At 72.0% G+C, this 17479-nt stretch carries 13 protein-coding genes; 4 read left to right on the plus strand and 9 right to left on the minus strand.

Annotation, left to right across the window (positions count from 1 at the left end):
• The first annotated feature begins 39 nt into the window (after nt 1-39).
• Nucleotides 40-675 (plus strand): pyridoxine/pyridoxamine 5'-phosphate oxidase, encoded by a 636-nt coding sequence (locus ADK52_RS11895; protein ID WP_053689736.1) that lies wholly within the window; start codon nt 40-42, stop codon nt 673-675.
• Nucleotides 676-819: 144 nt separating this feature from the next.
• Nucleotides 820-2199, plus strand: coding sequence for a (2,3-dihydroxybenzoyl)adenylate synthase (locus ADK52_RS11900; protein WP_053689737.1), 1380 nt, complete (start codon nt 820-822; stop codon nt 2197-2199).
• Here the strand turns inward: ADK52_RS11900 and ADK52_RS11905 are convergent.
• The 8 genes from ADK52_RS11905 to ADK52_RS11940 all read right to left on the minus strand — a co-directional run bounded on the left by ADK52_RS11905 (nt 2168) and on the right by ADK52_RS11940 (nt 14824).
• Nucleotides 2168-3727, minus strand: coding sequence for an alpha/beta hydrolase (locus tag ADK52_RS11905; protein ID WP_053689738.1), 1560 nt, complete (start codon nt 3725-3727; stop codon nt 2168-2170). The two genes, ADK52_RS11900 and ADK52_RS11905, sit on opposite strands and share 32 nt — an antisense overlap.
• 325 nt (nt 3728-4052) lie before the next feature.
• Nucleotides 4053-5402, minus strand: a complete 1350-nt coding sequence (locus ADK52_RS11910; protein ID WP_053689739.1) for a carotenoid oxygenase family protein — start codon at nt 5400-5402, stop codon at nt 4053-4055.
• A 34-nt stretch (nt 5403-5436) separates the two neighbouring features.
• Entirely contained in the window at nt 5437-6942 is a 1506-nt protein-coding gene (locus ADK52_RS11915) for an MFS transporter (RefSeq protein ID WP_063783819.1), read from the minus strand.
• Nucleotides 6943-7058: 116 nt separating this feature from the next.
• A complete protein-coding gene (locus ADK52_RS11920; RefSeq protein WP_199828486.1) occupies nt 7059-9053 on the minus strand; it encodes an ATP-binding protein in 1995 nt (664 codons plus the stop codon).
• Between the two features lie 76 nt (nt 9054-9129).
• Entirely contained in the window at nt 9130-10380 is a 1251-nt protein-coding gene (locus ADK52_RS11925) for a cytochrome P450, cyclodipeptide synthase-associated (protein WP_053689742.1), read from the minus strand.
• A 194-nt stretch (nt 10381-10574) separates the two neighbouring features.
• Nucleotides 10575-12293, minus strand: a complete 1719-nt coding sequence (locus ADK52_RS11930; RefSeq protein ID WP_053689743.1) for a glycerol-3-phosphate dehydrogenase/oxidase — start codon at nt 12291-12293, stop codon at nt 10575-10577.
• An 81-nt stretch (nt 12294-12374) separates the two neighbouring features.
• Entirely contained in the window at nt 12375-13892 is a 1518-nt protein-coding gene (gene glpK / locus ADK52_RS11935) for a glycerol kinase GlpK (protein ID WP_053689744.1), read from the minus strand.
• A gap of 83 nt (nt 13893-13975) precedes the next feature.
• Nucleotides 13976-14824 carry an MIP/aquaporin family protein gene (locus ADK52_RS11940; RefSeq protein WP_053689745.1) on the minus strand — a complete coding sequence of 283 codons (849 nt, stop codon included), beginning with the start codon at nt 14822-14824 and terminating at the stop codon, nt 13976-13978.
• A gap of 319 nt (nt 14825-15143) precedes the next feature.
• Between ADK52_RS11940 and dhaK the strand changes: the two genes are divergently transcribed.
• Nucleotides 15144-16148 carry a dihydroxyacetone kinase subunit DhaK gene (gene dhaK, locus ADK52_RS11945; protein ID WP_053689746.1) on the plus strand — a complete coding sequence of 335 codons (1005 nt, stop codon included), beginning with the start codon at nt 15144-15146 and terminating at the stop codon, nt 16146-16148.
• Nucleotides 16149-16427: 279 nt separating this feature from the next.
• Nucleotides 16428-16949: a hemerythrin domain-containing protein gene (locus tag ADK52_RS11950; RefSeq protein WP_182508477.1), complete on the plus strand. Its 522-nt coding sequence runs from the start codon at nt 16428-16430 to the stop codon at nt 16947-16949.
• A 99-nt stretch (nt 16950-17048) separates the two neighbouring features.
• Here the strand turns inward: ADK52_RS11950 and ADK52_RS11955 are convergent, their stop codons facing one another.
• The gene (locus ADK52_RS11955; RefSeq protein WP_053689748.1) at nt 17049-17471 is read right to left on the minus strand and encodes a CBS domain-containing protein; all 423 of its coding nucleotides are present in this window, start codon (nt 17469-17471) and stop codon (nt 17049-17051) included.
• Between the last annotated feature and the right edge of the window lie 8 nt (nt 17472-17479).

A 17479-nucleotide genomic window follows, 5' to 3' on the forward strand; every position in this document is an offset into this window, starting at 1 on the left:
GGACGGAGCACATCTGGCATATGCACCCTGGATGGCGGCATGCTTGCGCGGATACGGCCCGATCTGCGACCCGCCCGCGACCCCCTGGAGCTGCCGGCCGGAGCCGTGGTGCCGGCCTCCTGCGACGGGTACCCGGAACAGGCCTTCCGCATCGGCGCCAGCGCCTGGGGCATCAGGCTCCCCACCGTCGACGAGGCCGGCGATCCGGACGCCCGGGTCCTAATGCTCAAGGGGGTGGACGGCTCGGGATGGCAGTTCGCCGGGCATTGCTTCAGCCCCAAGGGGCACCAACTGGTCGTCCACCCGAGGGCGGCGCTCACCTTCTACTGGCCCGAGCACGGCCGCCAGGTGCGGCTGCGCGGGAGCGTCGTCCCGGGTTCCGCCGAGGACAACGCCGCCAACTTCCTCGGCCGGTCGGCCACCGCCCGCGCCGCATCGCTCCTCTCCCGCCAGAGCCAGTACCTGTCGGACCCCGCCGAGCGCGACCACGCCCTGGCCAAGTCCTTGGCCCTGATCGAGCAGGCTCCGTCGCTCGTCGACTCCGCCTGGACGCTGTACGCCCTGGCTCCGGCGGAGGTGGAGTTCTGGCAGGCGGCGAGGAACCGCGTCCACACCCGGCTGCGCTACGAGCGGACCGCGGACGGCGGTTGGGAACGGTTCCGGCTCTGGTCATAGCCCCGGCGTCCCGGCTCCTCCCTGGTCAGCGGTCCTGGTTGGACCTTCCGCTGATCGCGTTCGGTTTCCGTGGTGGGGACGGCGCATTGCCCCTGCGGGTGGTGAAGGATTGGCTTGGCCCAGGAACGGGACCGAAGGAAACGAATGGCATCCATGCTCGCAGGCTGCACGCCCTGGCCCGAGGAGTTCGCAGACCGCTACTGGGCGGCCGGGCACTGGCGTGGCAACACCCTGGACAACCTGCTGCGCGGCTGGGCCCAGCAGTACGGACCGCGGACCGCGCTCGTGCAGGGCGGCGGCACCCGCATCACGTACGCGGGCCTGAACCGGCGCGTGGACCGCATGGCCGCCGGATTCCGGCTGCGGGGCCTGCGGCCCGGGCAGCGGGTCGTCGTCCAGCTGCCGAACGTGCCCGAGTTCGTCACCACCGTGTTCGCGCTGATGCGCATCGGCGCGGTCCCGGTTCTCTGCCCGGTCTCGCACGGCGCGTCCGAGGTGGCTCACGTCGTGCGGGTCACGGAGGCCGTCGGCTACGTCGCTCCCTCGACCTACCAGGGCTTCGACCACACGGCGATGGCCGCGGACATCGCGGCTCAAGGGCCCTTTCTGCGACGGGTGTTCACCTTCGAGGCGCCGGGCGAGTCGTCCCCGTACGGCGGCTTCTCGACCGACCCGGCGGGCTGCCACTACTTCCCGCTGGGCTCCCTCGACTCCCCGCCCGGGCCGACGCCCGCGCAGAGCGCCGGCCAGGTGGCGTTCTTCCTGCTCTCCGGCGCCGCCACCGATCCGCCCAGGCTCGTGCCGCGCACGCACAACGACTACGCCTACCAGGCGCGGGCCGCCGCCGAGCTGGTGTCCCTCACCGAGAACGACGTGTACCTCGCCGCGCTGCCCGCCGATTCGAACCTCGCGTTCGGCTGCCCCGGCATCGTCGGCACGCTGTCCGTCGGCGGCACCGTCGTCCTGGTCGAGGACCCGGACCCCGCCGAATGCCTTGCGGCCATCGCACGGGAGCGGGTCACCCTCACATCGGTGACGCCCGCCGCCGCCCGGCGCTGGCTCGACGCACTCCCCGCGGTCCAGGCCGACTTGGGCAGTCTGCGCCTGGTGCAGGTCGGCGGCTCCGTGCCCTTGCCGCGGGCGACCGCCGAGCGGATGGGATCCGAACTGGGCTGCCGCCTCCAGCAGGTCTTCGGCATGGCCGAGGGGCTGGTCACGCTCACCCGTCCCGCCGATCCGGACGAGAGCGTGCTCACCGCGCAGGGCCGCCCGCTCTCGCCCGATGACGAGATCCGCATCGTCGACGCCGAGGGGAAGGACGTGCCCGACGGGGAGCCCGGTGAGCTCCTCGCCCGCGGCCCGTACACCCCCCGGGGCTACTACCGGGATCCCGAGCACAACGCACGCTCCTTCACCGCCGACGGCTACTTCCGCACCGGCGAACGCGCGCGGCGCACCCCGGAGGGCGACCTGGTCGTGACCGGCCGCCCGCCTACGGGAACGGCGGCGGGTCCTGGCAGGTGACGTCCGCGGCGGGCAGCCGGCCCGTGGTCAGGTACTTGTTGACCGTGGCGTCGGCGCAGGAAGCCGGGTCGGAGAGGTACACGCCGTGCTTCTCGCCGCCCAGCGCCAGCACCATCCGCGAGCCCTTGAGGGCCTTGTGCAGGCCCTGGCCGCTGGCCAGCGGGGTCATCGGGTCCCACTCGTTCTGTACGGTCAGTACGTCCGCCCGGGCCTTCATGGGCGTCGGCGCCTCGACCGGCCGCTGCCAGAAGGCACACGGCTTGATGTTCGACGCGAAGTCCCCGTACAGCGGGTACTTCGCCTTGTCCCGCACCGCGTCCCGCGCGTACTGGTCGGGGTCCCGGGGCCACGCGTCCGTGTCCCCGCACACGACGGACCAGTAGACGGCGGTGCCGTTGTCGCCGAACTCGGAGGCTGCTTCCGGGCCCGCCGCCGCGGTGTTCAGCATGGGGGCCTTCGGTCCGGAACTGCGGGCGCCTTCGCGCAGTTGCCCCAGATCCGGCGTGCCGCCTTCCGCCGGCGGGTGTCCGGTATCGGCCAGCGCCTTGAGGAACCGGATGACGGCCGAGGCCCCGTACGGGGAGAAGAACAGGGACGGGTCGGCCCTGAGGCCGTCACCCGTGTACTTCTCCCCGTCGTGGATGATCGGATCCCGGTCGGCCCGGGCCACCAGGTCCCAGAAGGTGGCGGACACCTCTTCGGGCGTGGTGCCGAGCCCGTACCGGTCCGAGCGCTCCGCGGCCCACCGCGTCCACCGTGCGAAGGCGGGCTCCGTCTCGGTGGCCCACACCTGCATCATGCCGCGCCAGACGCGCTCCGGGTCCACCCCGCTGTCCAGCACGAAGCGGTCGGTGCGCTGCGGGAACATCTGGGAGTACACCGCGCCGAGGTAGGTCCCGTACGAATAGCCCAGGTACGAGATCTTCCGCTCGCCGAGCGCTTCACGGATCACGTCCAGGTCGCGGGCCGTGTTGCGGGTGGTGATGTGCGGGAGGACGTCGCCGGACTTCTCCCGGCACTTGTCGGCGACGCCCCGCGCCCAGGCCACGTCCGAGGCGAAGGTCTCCGGGCGGTACGCGCCCCCGACGCCCAGCTCGGCCTGGCTCAGCCCGCCACAGGTGATCGGGCTGCTCTTGCCGACCCCGCGCGGGTCGAAGCTGATGAGGTCGTACTGGTCCCGCACGTCCTTGGGCATCTTCGCGTTCAGGACCACCGGCCGGAAGAGCCCCGAGGTGCCGGGACCGCCCGGGTTGAAGAGCAGGACCCCGCGCCGCTTGCCGGGGTTTTCGCTCTTCATCCGGGATATCGCGAGGTCGAGCGTGCGCCCCTCGGGGTGCTGGTAGTCGAGCGGCACCTTGAGGGTCGCGCACTCGTAGGCCACCGGCTGGTCGGGACTGCAGCGGTGCCAGTCCGGCTTCTGGCGCATGTAGCCGGGGGTCTGTGCGGCGGCCGCCTGGGGAGCCGTCAGCAGGGGCAGGGAGGTCGCGACGAGTCCGACCGTGGCGAGCAGCGGTGCGAGGCGTTTCATGGCAGGCGTGCCGTCCTTCATCTGGTGAAATCGCTGGTGTGCCCACTGTGTTGCATCGGCGGGCGGCGGCGAATCCCCTGGAAGAGCCGTCCCTGGTCCCTCTCCCGTACCACGCGATTTCCGGGCAGTTGGCCGAAATACGGCTCCGGAATGCCTTCCCCGCCCCGTGGACACCGCCCGAGCCCCCGGTAGTCCGCTCCGCCTCAAGTACGACGTCCGGCCATCCGGGCGGAGCGCGTTCTCTCACGTGGTGCAGGTGGTGCCGGAGCCGCGGCATGTCCGCGGCTCCGGCAGGTTCCTGCTCCTGGTCGGTCCGTGCTGCGCCTTACAGGGCGCCGTCGGGGATCCAGGAGCCGTGGAGTCCGGCGCTCACCCTCTGGGGAAGGTGGACGGTGGCGACCCGCTCGAGGCCGGAGGCGTCGAGCACCAGGAGCTGCGAGGCGTCCTGCTTGAGGTCGGAGACGACGGTCAGCAGATAGCCGTCGTCCTCGCACGTGGCATCGGCGGCGGGGACGAACACGGCCTCGCTGGGCATCCGGGCATCGCCCACCTGGTGGATGCGGCGTGCACCGCTGGCACGGTCGTACTTGACGACGCCGTAGCCGCCGAGCCCCTCCTCGTTCGGGAAGGAGATGGCGTACTGGTAGCGGTTCTCGGCGCCCAGGTAGGCCTCGTTGAGGGTCGGGAACTCCACCGGCAGGTCGTCGATGATCTGCTCGTCGACGGTGCCGGCGGACATGTCGAGCACCCAGCGGCGGGTGTACGAGCGGCTGACGGGCTCGCTGCCGCGCCCGGGCGCGCCGATCCACCAGTTCCAGGAGAGCCGGAAGCCCTCGCGGTCCACGGTGGGGCCTTCCAGGACGATGCGGCCCTGGCCGTCCTCGTAGGCGTTGGAGACGTGGAGCATGTTGCCCGGTTCGATGGAGAACCAGCGGATGTGCCGGGCACCGTCCTCGCCTCGGGGCATGACACCGATACGGGCGGGCTGCTGGTCGCTCCAGCTGTACGGGATGCCCGAGGCTTCCGTGTGGTCGAAGGTGACGTTGCCCTCGACGAAGACCACGTGACGGCGGGTGAGGGCGAAGTCGTGCTTGAGTGCGGCGGTCGCCCCCGGCACCTCGGCGCTGTGCGTGATCGATCCCTTGGCGTCGGACACGTAGTGGGTCAGGAACGGCGGGAACGGCGAGGACCCGAAGAAGTGGAGCTCCCCGGTCACCGGGTCCTCCTTGGGGTGCGCGGTCATCGCGCTGCGCAGCTTTCCGTCGAAGTCGTAGGCACCGACCGTTTCCAGCTCGGGGGTGAGCTCGAACGGGAGGTTCGCCTCGCACAGGGCGAGGAGGCGTCCGGCGTGTTCGATGACGTGGGTGCCGGCGGCGCTCGCGGTCAGGTCCGGGCCGTGCTCGGTCATGTAGGGAGCGCCGTCGAGGGCGGGGGTGTGCACCCAGCGGTTGCGGTACCACTCGGCGCGGCCGCCGTTCAGGCGGATGCCGTGCACCATGCCGCTGCCCTTGAACCAGTGGGTGGGGGTGACGCCGGGCTTGGGGTTGTGGCCGTTGCGGAGCAGCCGGCCGGTCAGCTCGGGGGGCAGGGTGCCCTCGACGGTGAGGCCGGTGGCGGTGATCTCGTCGGCGACGGGGGTGAAGTGGCCGGTCAGGTAAGGCTTCGCAGTGGTCATGGCTGGACTCTCTTCTCGTGGATGTGACGTGTGCTCAGACAGCTTGTTCGGCAACGGACTTGAGGTGAGCGGGCGTGGTCGGGGTGGTCGGGACGGTCGGCGTACGCGTACTCGTGCGGCGGGTGAGGAACAGCGCGAGGAGGGCCGTGGCGGCCAGGACCGCGGCCGAGACCGTGAAGGCGGTGCGGTAGCCGGCCGTGAGGGCCTCCAGTGGGGGCGTACCGGCGGACGCGCCGGCGGTGACGGACCCGGCCAGCGTGGCCAGGGCGGCGAGGCCGATCGCTGCGCCGACCTGCCGGGTGGTGTTCACCAGTCCCCCGGCCAGGCCCGCGTCGGCGCGCGGGACACCGTCCACGGCGAGGGCGGTCAGCTGGACGAAGGCGATGCTGAGGCCCAGGCCGACCAGGATGCTCGGGCCGAGCACGTCCGTCAGGTAGCTTCCGTCGGCGCTGATCCGCGACAGCCACAGCAGTCCGGCGGCCTCGGTCAGCAGGGCCGCGGTCACGGTCGCGGTGGCTCCGAAGCGCCGGGAGACACGTGGCGCGAGGGCGGAGCCGAGCATATGGGCGACGGCGAGCGGGAGTTGTCCCGCTCCGGTGGCCAAGGGCCCCGACCCGAGGACCTGTTGCTGGTAGAGCGGCAGGAAGAAGAACAGGGCGAGCCATACGGATCCCAGCAGGGCCATCAGCAGATTGCCCGCGGCGACCCGGCCGGTGGCGAACAGACGCGCCGGAATCAGCGCGTCGGGCCGGCGGACCTCGATCACGGCGAAGGCCGCGAACAACGCGACGGCCGCGCCGAGTGCGCCCAGCACCCGGGCGTCCGTCCAGCCGGCCCCGCGCGCGGTGGTCAGGCCCCAGACCAGGCCGGTCAGCGCGAGGGTGACGGTGGCGGTGCCCAGCAGGTCGAACCGCCCGGCCTGCCGTCCGGCCTCCCGCTCTGCGTCCCGTGGCACGAGTACGGCCACCGCGGCCAGGACCAGCGCCGTTCCGAGCGCGACCGTGTGGAAGATCCAGGGCCAGCCCCATGCCTGGGTGAGCGCGCCGCCCAGCAGGACGCCACCCGCCGCTCCCGCACCGGAGACCGCTCCCCACACGCCCAGGGCCTTGCCGCGCTCGGGGCCGGACGATGCCCGGTCCATCGCCAGGGCGAGGGCGGCCGGGGCGATCGCGGCGGCCCCGAGACCCTGTACCGCACGTGCCGCGATCAGCACCCCGGCGGAGGTGGCCAGCCCCGCTGCCAGCGAAGCCAGCGCGAACAGGGCGAGCCCGGCCATCACCACCCGGCGGCGGCCGAGGAGGTCGGCGACCCGCCCGCCCGCCAGGAGCAGCGCCCCGAACGCCAGGCCGTAGGCGTTGACCACCCAGGTGGTTCCGCCGTCCGTGAGCCCGGTGCCGGCCCGGATCTGCGGGAGCGCCACGTTGACGATCGAGGTGGCGAGCATGACGGTGAACTGGGCGGCGGCGAGCGCCGCGAGGACCGCTCCCGGCCCGGGGGTCCGGCGTACTGTCTGGTCCGTCTGCGTGTGTGCAACGTTCATGGCGCACAGACTCGGTGCGGACGGTGCCCACTCTCCAGGCCCGGCAGGCAGGGGCGCTGTCCACTGGTGTCCGCACCTGTCCACCCGGGTCCGCCGGGGGCGCGCGAGCGGCGTTGCTACCTGGGGTCGTGCAACTCCTGCTGCCACAGGGCTTCCGAGAGCAGGTCCAGGCCCTGCCGCAGGTGGCGGCGGTAGGTGCCGTACGGAAGGCCGAGGCGGCGGGCGGCGGCCTCCTGGGTGGGCGCGCCGGAGAAGTACCCCGCCGTCAGGGCCTCTCGGGCGCGTACGCCGCGCGGGTCACGGGCGAGGTCGTCGACGGCCCGGCGCAGCAGGGCACGCAACTCCCCCACCGGATCGTCGAGGTCGGCCGCGAGACGCGTGCGCATCAGGGCGCAGGCCGCGAAGGCGCCCGCGTCGCGCCAGTGGGCCAACGCCTCGCGCACCGCCTGGTCGAACGCCGAACGCGAGACGGGCGACGGTCCGGAGCGGACCGGCTCGTCGGCGGTGGGGGATATGAAGCGCAACAGCCAATTCTCCACGGATACGTGGCGCCAGTCGACGCCGAACAGCCCGTACGTGTACTCCCCGACGCGCGGGCGTGCCCCGGTGTCGCTGAGGGTGCCCTTGACGCGCTCCGCCCAGGTCTCGGCGTCCCGGTAGACGGCGAATCCGTACGCCCGGCCGCGGGCCCGGGCCGCCTCCGCCTGGGCCCGCGAGCTGCTCAAGTCAATGACACGTGAGGGTACTTGGTAGCGCCCGGGGTAGATCGAGAAGCGGCTGACGCCGATGTGTTCGCCGGGGCTCACCGGCTCGGTGGCATCGGCGTACCGCCACGCGGCGGCGACGACGGGATCGGTGGCCAGGTCCTGGGGGTCGGGCGGGGACGGCAGGGCCAGTCGGGCCGTGAACGCCACGATCCGGCCCGTGCTCACGAGCCGGTAGACGCTGAAGGCCTGCGGCTGGCGCCGCGCCCAGTACCGGACCAGCTCCGCGGAGGCGGCTCCTTCGGTCTCCTCGGCCATGCGCAGCACGGCATCGATGTCATCGGGGTGCAGGGGACGGTCGTGCACCTCGTCCTCGCGGGACCAGGATCGCAGTCGGGCCAGGGTCGCGCCCTCCCGGAAGAGGTAGAAGAGCTCGTCGGTGACGGTCCACACCCGCTCCTCGGGTGCTTCGCGCAGTATGCGCAGGTACTCGTCGGCGAGGCGCCGGCGCATCGCCTCGAACGCGTTGGGCGCCCGCCAGCGCAGGTCGGCGGCGAGCGTCTCGCGCGCGGCGTCGTGCGGGTGGAGCCCCCGGTGGGTGGACTCCATGAAGGGCAGGTCCCGCAGCCAGGAGAAGAGCGGATGGGCATCCTCTTCGGGCAGCACCGCGGCGAGCAGTTCCTCGGACGTCGAGTGGGCCTGCGCCGCCACTTCCAGGGCGCGGCGGTGGGCCGCCGTGGGCACCTCCCCGATCAGCCCCGCCAGCAGGGTGCGCAGTACGTCCGCCGTGGGGGCCCAGATCTCCTCCCGGCCGCAGCCCGCCGATCCCGCCGCGGCCGCGAGGGACAGGGCGAGCGGGTTGCCCCCGGCGAAGCGCAGTACCCGGTCCCGCAGTTCGGGCCGGATCTGCGCCGCCACCAGCAGGCTCCGGGCCTGCTCCTCGGAGAAGGGCTCCAGTTCGGTCACGTGCAGGAGCCGGGACCAGGCGGGGTCGGCGGTCCACTGCGGCTGCGGAGCGCGCCGGCCGGCCAGGACGACCAGGGTGTCGTCCGCGGCCCGGGGCAGGAGGTGGTGCCACAGCCAGCTCTCCAGCCACTGGCAGTGCTCGAAGGAGTCCACGAACAGGACCGTTCCCGGAACGTCCAGGAACGGACCGGCGGCCCGCTCGAAATCGGCCGGGTCCCGGCTGACGAACCGGCCGTCGAGTTCGACGAGCAGCCGGCCGGCCGCACGGGCGTGGTCCGCGAGGCGGCGCAGCAGGGTCGACTTCCCGATGCCGCCCGGTCCGCACACGTAGAACGCGAACGGCGCCTGCGGATCGCCGGCCAAAGCCTCCTCGAAGCGCCCGAGTTCCTCGTCCCGGCCGACGAAGGCCCGGACGCGCGCTCTGCTCAGTCTTTCCCCCACGGACACCATGGCGGCTCCCAACTCCCTTGTGCGCCACCCGGCTTCGACCGGGCGAACGGAGATCCTAACGGAGGTGTCAGCCGACGGGTCCGAGGTCCCGTTCGCCGAGGTGGACGGGGGTGAAGTCCAGCGACAGCGAGAGGGGCCCCCGGGTGTACAGGCCGGCCTCCCGGTAGCGGAAGCCGGGGCTGTAGCGGACCTCGTCGAGCAGGGGCAGGAGCAGCCCGGCGACGGTCTCGATCTCGGCGCGCGCGAAGGCCGCGCCGACGCACTGGTGGAGTCCGGTGCCGAAGGCCAGGTGCTGGGCGGCCGCGGTGAAGGAGCGGGCGGTGCCCAGGTCCGGGCGGTGGATGTCGAAGGCGTCCGGGTCGGTGAAGACGTCGGGGTCCCGGTTGGCCGCGCCGATCATGCAGAAGACCGTGGCACCGGCCGGGACGGTGGTACCGGCGAACACGGCGTCCTCCTCCGCCCGGCGGGGGATCAGCTGGACCGGCGGGGTGTGGCGCAGGGTCTCGGCGATCGCGGCGGCCAGCAGGTCCGGGTCCCGGCGGACCTGCGCCAGCTGTTCGGGGTGGTCGATGAGGTGCTTGAAGAGCAGGGCGAGGGTCTTGTCCGCGGGCTCGGTGGCGGCCGCCAGAACGTTGATGACCAGTGCGGTGACCTCGCGATCGCTCATGGCGATGCCGTCGAACTCGGCGGTGCACAGCTTCGATATCAGGTCGTCGCCGGGGTCGCGGCGCCGCTGTTCGATGACGGGCAGGAGGTACGCCTCCAACTGCTCGGCGCAGTCCAGGCAGTGGCGGCGGCGCTCGGGGGTGAGGGCCAGGCTGGTGATGAACTCGGCGACCCCGCTGTGCCAGGCGGCCACCTGCTGCCAGTCCCGTCTCTCCAGACCGAGGACGTCGAGCGTCACGTGGACGGCGAGGGGTTTGCCGAAATCGTTGACCAGGTCCATCCGGCCCCGGGCGAGGAAAGGGGCCATGAGCTCGGCTGCGTTGGCGCGGACGGCGCGTATCTGGTCCTGGAGGGCCTGCCCGGTGAAGCTCCGTACGACGATCTTCCGCTTGGCGGTGTGCTCGGACCCGGTCATCTGCGCGAGGACCGGCCCGCGCATCACCGGCTCGGCGCGCACCTGCAGCGTCTCGGTGGTGAACGCCTCGTGGTCGGTCAGCACCCGCTTCACGTCCGCGTGGCGCGAGAGGAAGTAGCTGTCGATCGCCGGCTCGTGGTGCACCGGAGTCCGCTGCCTCAGCTGCGCGAAGTACCGGTAGGGGTCGGTGGCGAAGTCCTCGGACAGGACGCTGACGTGGGTGGGGGCGACGGGCACGGTGAAGGCCTCTCACATACGCGGTACGCGGAACGGGCAGAGCCGGAACGGGACGGGAACGCGGGAGCCCACGGCCGAGCCGCGCTGCAAGACGAGGGAATGACCACCCGGGTTCCGCTCGCGAAGAAGCTCCGGCTGCCGCGGGGGCGGTCGTGGTCGCACCCGGGACCGATGCCGGGCAGGGTGGCGGCGGCTCAGAGGCCGCGGACCGGGACGATGTCGGGGGCGCCCAGGCGTACCGCGTCGGCGGTGCGGTCGTCCGGCTGGAGTTGGGCCTCGCGTTCGGCGGCCACCCGCTTCTCGTAGTGGTCGACCTCGCGGTCCTGTTGTGCCCGGTCCCAGCCCAGGTGGGGTGCCATCAGTTCGGCGACGGTCCGTGCCGCGTCGACCCCGCGGTCCCAGGATTCGATGGAGATCCGGGTGCGCCGTGCGAGGACGTCGTCGAGGTGGCGGGCTCCCTCGTGGGTGACCGCGTAGACGGCTTCGACCCGGAGGTAGTCGTCGGAGCTCGGGAGGGCCTCTCCGAGCGAGGCGTCCTCCGCGACCAGGGCCAGCAGTTCGTGGACCAGGGAGCCGTAGCGGTTCAGCAGGTGCTCGATGCGGGCCACGTGCAGTCCGGAGCGCGCGGCCAGCCTGTGGCGGGAGTTCCAGAGGGCGGAGTAGCCGTCGGCGCCGGCCAGCGGGACGCGTTCCGTGGCGCAGTCCGGCACCTTCTCGTCCAGGCCCCGGGCCGCCTCGTCGACCGCGTCCTTCGCCATCACCCGGTAGGTGGTGTACTTGCCGCCGGCCACCACGACCAGCCCGGGGACCGGATGGGCGACGAGGTGCTCCCGCGAGAGTTTGCTGGTCTCGGCGGCCTCCCCCGACAGGAGCGGCCGCAGGCCCGCGTACACGCCCTCGACGTCCTCGGGGGCGAGGGGCGTGGAAAGGACCGCGTTGACGTGTTCCAGGAGGTAGGCGACGTCCTTCGAGCTGAGGGCCGGGTGTGCCTTGTCGAGGGTCCAGTCGGTGTCGGTGGTCCCGATGATCCAGTGGCGTCCCCAGGGGATCACGAACAGGACGCTCTTCTCGGTGCGCAGGATCAGCCCCGTGCGGGAGTTGATCCGGTCGCGGGGAACCAGCAGGTGGACGCCCTTGGAGGCGCGGACGTGGAACTGTCCCCGGGTGCCGGCCATGGACTGCGTCTCGTCGGTCCACACACCGGTGGCGTTGATGACCTGGCGGGCACGGACCTCGCGCTCGTCGCCGGTCTCCAGGTCGGTGACGACGGCGCCCACCACGCGTTCGCCCTGGCGCAGGAAGCGGTCGACGCGGGTGCGGTTGGCCGCCAGGGCCCCGTAGCTGACGGCGGTACGGACGAGGAACATGGTGTGGCGGGCGTCGTCGACCTGGGCATCCCAGTACTGCACGGCGCCGACGAGGGAGTCGGAGCGCAGCGCGGGCGCTTCGTGCAGGGCCTGCCGTTTCAGCAGGTGGCGGTGGTGGGGCAGGCCTCCGGTGGTGCCGGAGGCGGCGGCCATGGCGTCGTACATCAGCACGCCCGCGCCGACGTACGGCCGCTCCCAGATCCGGTGCGTGAGGGGGTAGAGGAACGGCACCGGGCGGACCAGGTGCGGGGCGAGGTAGCGCAGCAGGAGTCCGCGTTCGCCGAGGGCTTCGGCGACGAGGCGGAAGTCGAGCATCTCCAGGTAGCGCAGGCCTCCGTGGATCAGTTTGCTGGAGCGGCTCGACGTGCCGGAGGCCCAGTCGCGGGCTTCGACGATGCCGACGTCCAGCCCCCGGGTCGCGGCGTCCAGGGCGGCGCCGGCGCCCACGACGCCGCCTCCGACGACGAGGACGTCGAGTTCGCCCTCTCCCATCGCTGCGAGGGCCCGCGTCCTCGCCCCGGGCGAGAGGGCCGCCGTGGTCGCCATGGTCTCCTCCTCGTGCTGCGGGCCGCACGGGGCGGCCCCGTGCGGTACGGCCGGCGCGGGCGGCCGTACCGCTGTGCGGATCTATTCGACCGTGGCCCAGTCGAGCGTGCGCTCCACGGCCTTCTTCCAGCCCGCGTATCCCTCCTCGCGCTGTTCTTCGGACCATTCGGGCTGCCAGCGCTTGGACTCCTGCCAGTGCGTGCGCAGTTCGTCCGTGTCGCGCCAGAAGCCGGTGGCCAGTCCGGCGGCGTACGCGGCGCCGAGCGCGGTCGTCTCCGCGACGACGGGGCGGCTGACCGGTACGCCGAGGACGTCGGCCTGGATCTGCATGCACAGGTCGTTGGCGGTCACGCCGCCGTCCACCTTGAGGACGTCCAGGTGGACGCCCGAGTCCTGTTCCATGGCGTCCACCACGTCGCGGCTCTGGTAGCAGATGGCTTCCAGGGCGGCCCGCGCCAGGTGACCGTTGTCGTGGTAGCGGGCGAGGCCGACGATCGCGCCGCGGGCGTCGGAGCGCCAGTACGGTGCGAAGAGGCCGGAGAAGGCGGGTACGAAGTAGATGCCTCCGCTGTCCTCGACGGTGCGGGCGAGGCGTTCGCTCTCGGCCGCGTCCTTGATGATCTTGAGTTGGTCGCGCAGCCACTGGATCGCCGAGCCGGTGACGGCGATGGATCCCTCCAGCGCGTACACGGCCGGGCTGTCCCCGAACTGGTAGGCCACGGTGGTGAGGAGGCCGTGCTGGGAGCGGACCAGTTCGGTGCCGGTGTTGAGCACCAGGAAGTTGCCGGTGCCGTAGGTGTTCTTGGCTTCGCCGGGTGCGTAGCAGACCTGCCCGACGGTGGCCGCCTGCTGGTCGCCGAGGACTCCGGTGATGGGGATGGCCTCGCGCAGCGGACGGGAAGTGCGGGTCCGTCCAAACGCCTCCGGGTGGGAGGACGGGTTGATGGTGGGGAGCATGGACCGGGGAACGCCGAAGAACCCGAGGAGTTCGTCGTCCCAGTCGAGGGTCTCCAGGTCCATGAGCATGGTGCGGCTGGCGTTGGTCACGTCGGTGGCGTGGACGCCGCCGTCGGGTCCGCCGGTGAGGTTCCACAGCACCCAGCAGTCGGTGTTGCCGAAGAGGGCGTGACCCTGTTCGGCCGCTTCGCGGACCCCGTCGACGTTCTCCAGGATCCACTGGATCTTGCCGCCGGAGAAGTAGGTGGCCGGTGGAAGGCCCGCCTTGCGGCGGATCACGTCGCCCTGGCCCGAGCGCTCCAGAGCCGCCGCGATGGAGTCGGTGCGGGTGTCCTGCCAGACGATGGCGTTGTAGTAGGGGCGGCCGGTGCGCGGGTCCCATACGACCGTCGTCTCGCGCTGGTTGGTGATGCCGATCGCCGCGAGGTCGGAGGCGGACAGGTTGCCGTGCCGGAGCGCGTTCTGCATCACCGAGTTCGTGCGTTCCCAGATCTCCACGGGGTCGTGCTCGACCCAGCCCGAGCGGGGCAGGATCTGGGAGTGTTCCAACTGGTGTCTCGCCACCTCGTTGCCTGCGTGGTCGAAGATCATGAATCGGGTGCTGGTGGTCCCCTGGTCCACCGCGCCCACGAAGTCAGCCATGGTGTGCCGCCTCTCTAGGCGATTGGGCCCGTACGGGCTGAGGTGCGGGGGCGGGCCGTCTCGGGCCCGCCCCGGCGGTCCGGTCAGCTCTCGTCCGGGGCGGGGACCCGTCCCGCGGGCTCCGGTTCGGCGGTGGGCAGGTACCTGCCGATGAAGGTCTTGTAGAAGACCGCGCCCAGCAGGCCACCGATGAACGGGCCGATGATGGGCACCCAGAAGTAGAAGTTCCCGTACTGATCACGCCATGCCCCGCCGTAGCCGGTGAGGAAGCTCGCCAGCCGGGGTCCGAAGTCACGGGCGGGGTTGATCGCGTATCCGGCGTTGGTGCCGAAGGCCATGCCGATGGCCACGACGATCAGGCCGACGATGAACGGGGCCAGGTTGGCGCCGGGTGGCGTGCCCAGCAGGTCGGTGACCGCGAGGATCAGCAGGAGCAGGAGCGCCGTGCCGATGATCTGGTCCCGCAGGGCGCCCCACTCGGTGACCGGCAGGTTGGGATTGCCGTTGGCCGGGAGCGTGGAGAAGACGCCCTGCGTCTTGATGGTGTGACCGGGGTCGGCCTTGGCCAGTGCCTCGGAGTAGTTCCACCGGATGATGAGGGCCGCGACGAAGGCGCCGGCCACCTGGGCCAGCATGTAGGGCGCCACCCTGCGCCACGGGAAGCCCTTGAACGCCGCCAGTGCGAGGGTGACCGCCGGATTGAGGTGGGCACCGCTGAGCCGTGCCGCGACGTAGACGCCCAGGGTCACCGCGAGACCCCAGGCCCAGGCGATGCTGTCGTGGTTTCCGAGGCCGCCCGCGGGGTCCGTCAAGGCCCCGCCGGCGACCACCTGGGCCACCACACCACACCCGAAGAGAATGAGGATCATGGTGCCGGCGAATTCGGCGGAGAGCTCGCCGACCAGCCCATGTCCCTTGAGGCGCTCAGTCATGGGTTCCGCTTCCCGCCGGCACGACGGCCGACTTCGACTGCCCCGAGTCCTCTGAAGGTACGTTGCACGGTGCGCCCGCGCTCGACGGGCCGCCGGTCCAGTATTGGGATCTTTCCCGCTGATCGCAGCTCGTAACTCTCCCGGGGCCGGGAACGGAAGTCTTGGCGGATGTGCCCGGCCCGGAAGGACGGCACACTGGGTGTAGGGCGGCGTGCACGGTGCAGTGCGTGCGCTCACGCGCATGCCCGCCCGTCCTGGGCCGTGGGGCCATCGGGGGCGTTCTACCGCTCGTCCGCCTGTTGCATCCGGGAGGCACCCGATGAACATGCTGATCAACAGTCCGCAGACGGTGGTCGCCGACGCCCTGCGCGGGCTGGCCGCCGCCCATCCCGACCTGGACGTGGACGTCGAGGGGCGGGTCGTCGTACGGCGTGACGCGCGCGAGGGCGGGCGGGTCGGCCTGGTGTCCGGCGGAGGTTCCGGGCACGAACCGCTGCACGCCGGGTTCGTCGGGTACGGGATGCTGTCCGCCGCCTGCCCGGGCGAGGTGTTCACCTCCCCCGTGCCCGACCAGATGCTGCGGGCGGCGAAGGCCGTCGCCTCCGGGCAGGGTGTGTTGTTCGTCGTCAAGAACTACACCGGGGACGTCCTCAATTTCGACATGGCCGCCGAGCTCGCCGAGGAGGACGGGATCCGGGTCGAGCGCGTCCTGGTCAACGACGACGTCGCGGTGACCGACAGCCTCTACACGGCCGGGCGGCGCGGCACGGGGGCCACCCTCTTCGTCGAGAAGATCGCCGGGGCGGCGGCCGAGGAGGGCGCCCCACTGGAGCGGGTCGCCGCACTCGCGCGGCAGGTCAACGAGGCCTCGCGCAGCTTCGGCGTGGCACTGGGTGCCTGCACCACACCCGCCAAGGGCACGCCCACCTTCGATCTGCCGGACGGCGAGCTGGAGCTGGGGATCGGCATCCACGGCGAGCCCGGCCGGGAGCGCCGCGCCATGATGACGGCGCGGGAGATCGCGGAGTTCTCGGTGGGGGCCGTACTGGAGGACCTGGCCGCGGTGGCCTCGGACGTCGGTCCGGTCCTGGCCCTGGTCAACGGAATGGGCGCGACGCCGCTGCTGGAGCTCTACGGCTTCCACGCCGAGGTGGTCCGGGTACTGGAGGCGAGGGGCGTGCCGGTGGCCCGGACGCTGGTGGGGAACTACGTCACCTCCCTGGACATGCCCGGGTGCTCGGTGACGCTGTGCCGGGCCGACGAGGAACTGCTGCGGCTGTGGGACGCGCCCGTGCAGACGGCGGCCCTGCGCTGGGGCCGCTGATCGTAGGCAGGTAGGCCTCCCCGGCGACACGCCCCCCCGTGGCGACAGCACGCTCGCCCTGATGACGCAGGGTGACGGATGGCACAGGGTGACGCGTGGCTGCCCGACCGGATGCGGGCGGCCGCCGACGGCTCGGTCGGAACCCGTCTGCCGCGGTCGGAACCCAACTGCTGGGCCGGCCGGCGGCCGCGCCGTGCGGTCCGCCGCGATGTTTGTCCCGTCGTGCCGGGGGCACCCGCCGAGCGGGGCGCCGTCACGCCGTCCCCAGGGAGGTGCGAGATGCCAACGATGGAGGAGGCGAACGGTATGGCGGGCCAGGGGCAGGACGTCGTCGAGGTGATCCTCAAGGATCACCGCACCATGGAGGACCTCTTCCGCCGCATGCGGAGCGTCGAGGCCGACCGCGCCAAGGCGTTGGCCGAGTTCTCGGCGCTGCTCATCGCGCACGGCGAGGCGGAGGAGGCCGAGGTCTACGGCGCCCTCAAACGCTTCAAGGGCGTCGACGACGAGGAAGTGGAGCACGGCGAGGAGGAGCACACCGAGGGCAACGAGGCGCTGCTCGCCCTGCTGGAAGTGGACGACGTCGGCTCCGACACGTGGGACGCACGGTTGGAGGACCTGGTCAAGGCGGTGACCCACCACTTGGACGAGGAGGAGCGGACGATCCTCAACGGCGCCCGGGAAAGCGTCCCCGACGATCGCAGGGCCGAGCTGGGAGCCGCCTTCCTGCGGGCACGCGAGGAGCAGCTGGCCTCCGGCTGCGGAAGCATCGAGAACGTGCGCGACATCGTGGGCAAGTGAGGTGGGGCCGCCGCTCCGCTTCCCGGAGGACGACCGGCCCGGGCAGGCGACCGGCCCGGGCACGCACGGTGCCGGCGCCGGGACCGGCGGTTCCCTCCCTCAGGTGCCGGGCTCGGCGGCTGCGATGGCCGAGAGGGCCGAACCCGGGGCCCGTTCCACTTCGAGGTCACCGAGCGTGACGACTCCGACGAGCCGGCCGTCCTCGGTCTGTACGGGCAGGCGCCTGAGCGCATGCCGTCGCATGAGGGTGACGGCCTGGTCGACGCTGTCGGCGGGGCCGACGGTGATCAGTTCGGGGCTGCAGATCGCCTGCACCGTCGTATCCGCAGGGTCACGGTTCTCGGCCACGGCACGTATCACGAGGTCCCGGTCGGTCAGGATGCCGCGCAGCCGGCCCTCGTCGACGACCAGGACGTCCCCGATGTCGGCGTCCCGCATGACCCGGGCTGCCTCCGCCAGTGAGGTCAGCCCGTCGACGGTCACCGGCTTCTCGGTCATCACCTCGTGGACTTGTCGGGCCATGGCTCCTC

Origin of the sequence: Streptomyces sp. WM6372, from assembly GCF_001279655.1 — a bacterium.
GTDB lineage: Bacteria > Actinomycetota > Actinomycetes > Streptomycetales > Streptomycetaceae > Streptomyces.

What these genes read in the sequence shown, in the direction of transcription:
- ADK52_RS11895 (WP_053689736.1), top strand. Translation starts at nt 40, where the DNA reads ATGCTTGCGCGGATACGGCCCGATCTGCGACCCGCCCGCGACCCCCTG.
- ADK52_RS11900 (WP_053689737.1), top strand. Translation starts at nt 820, where the DNA reads ATGGCATCCATGCTCGCAGGCTGCACGCCCTGGCCCGAGGAGTTCGCA.
- ADK52_RS11905 (WP_053689738.1), bottom strand. Translation starts at nt 3,727, where the DNA reads ATGAAACGCCTCGCACCGCTGCTCGCCACGGTCGGACTCGTCGCGACC.
- ADK52_RS11910 (WP_053689739.1), bottom strand. Translation starts at nt 5,402, where the DNA reads ATGACCACTGCGAAGCCTTACCTGACCGGCCACTTCACCCCCGTCGCC.
- ADK52_RS11915 (WP_063783819.1), bottom strand. Translation starts at nt 6,942, where the DNA reads ATGAACGTTGCACACACGCAGACGGACCAGACAGTACGCCGGACCCCC.
- ADK52_RS11930 (WP_053689743.1), bottom strand. Translation starts at nt 12,293, where the DNA reads ATGGCGACCACGGCGGCCCTCTCGCCCGGGGCGAGGACGCGGGCCCTC.
- glpK (WP_053689744.1), bottom strand. Translation starts at nt 13,892, where the DNA reads ATGGCTGACTTCGTGGGCGCGGTGGACCAGGGGACCACCAGCACCCGA.
- ADK52_RS11940 (WP_053689745.1), bottom strand. Translation starts at nt 14,824, where the DNA reads ATGACTGAGCGCCTCAAGGGACATGGGCTGGTCGGCGAGCTCTCCGCC.
- dhaK (WP_053689746.1), top strand. Translation starts at nt 15,144, where the DNA reads ATGAACATGCTGATCAACAGTCCGCAGACGGTGGTCGCCGACGCCCTG.
- ADK52_RS11950 (WP_182508477.1), top strand. Translation starts at nt 16,428, where the DNA reads ATGCCAACGATGGAGGAGGCGAACGGTATGGCGGGCCAGGGGCAGGAC.
- ADK52_RS11955 (WP_053689748.1), bottom strand. Translation starts at nt 17,471, where the DNA reads ATGGCCCGACAAGTCCACGAGGTGATGACCGAGAAGCCGGTGACCGTC.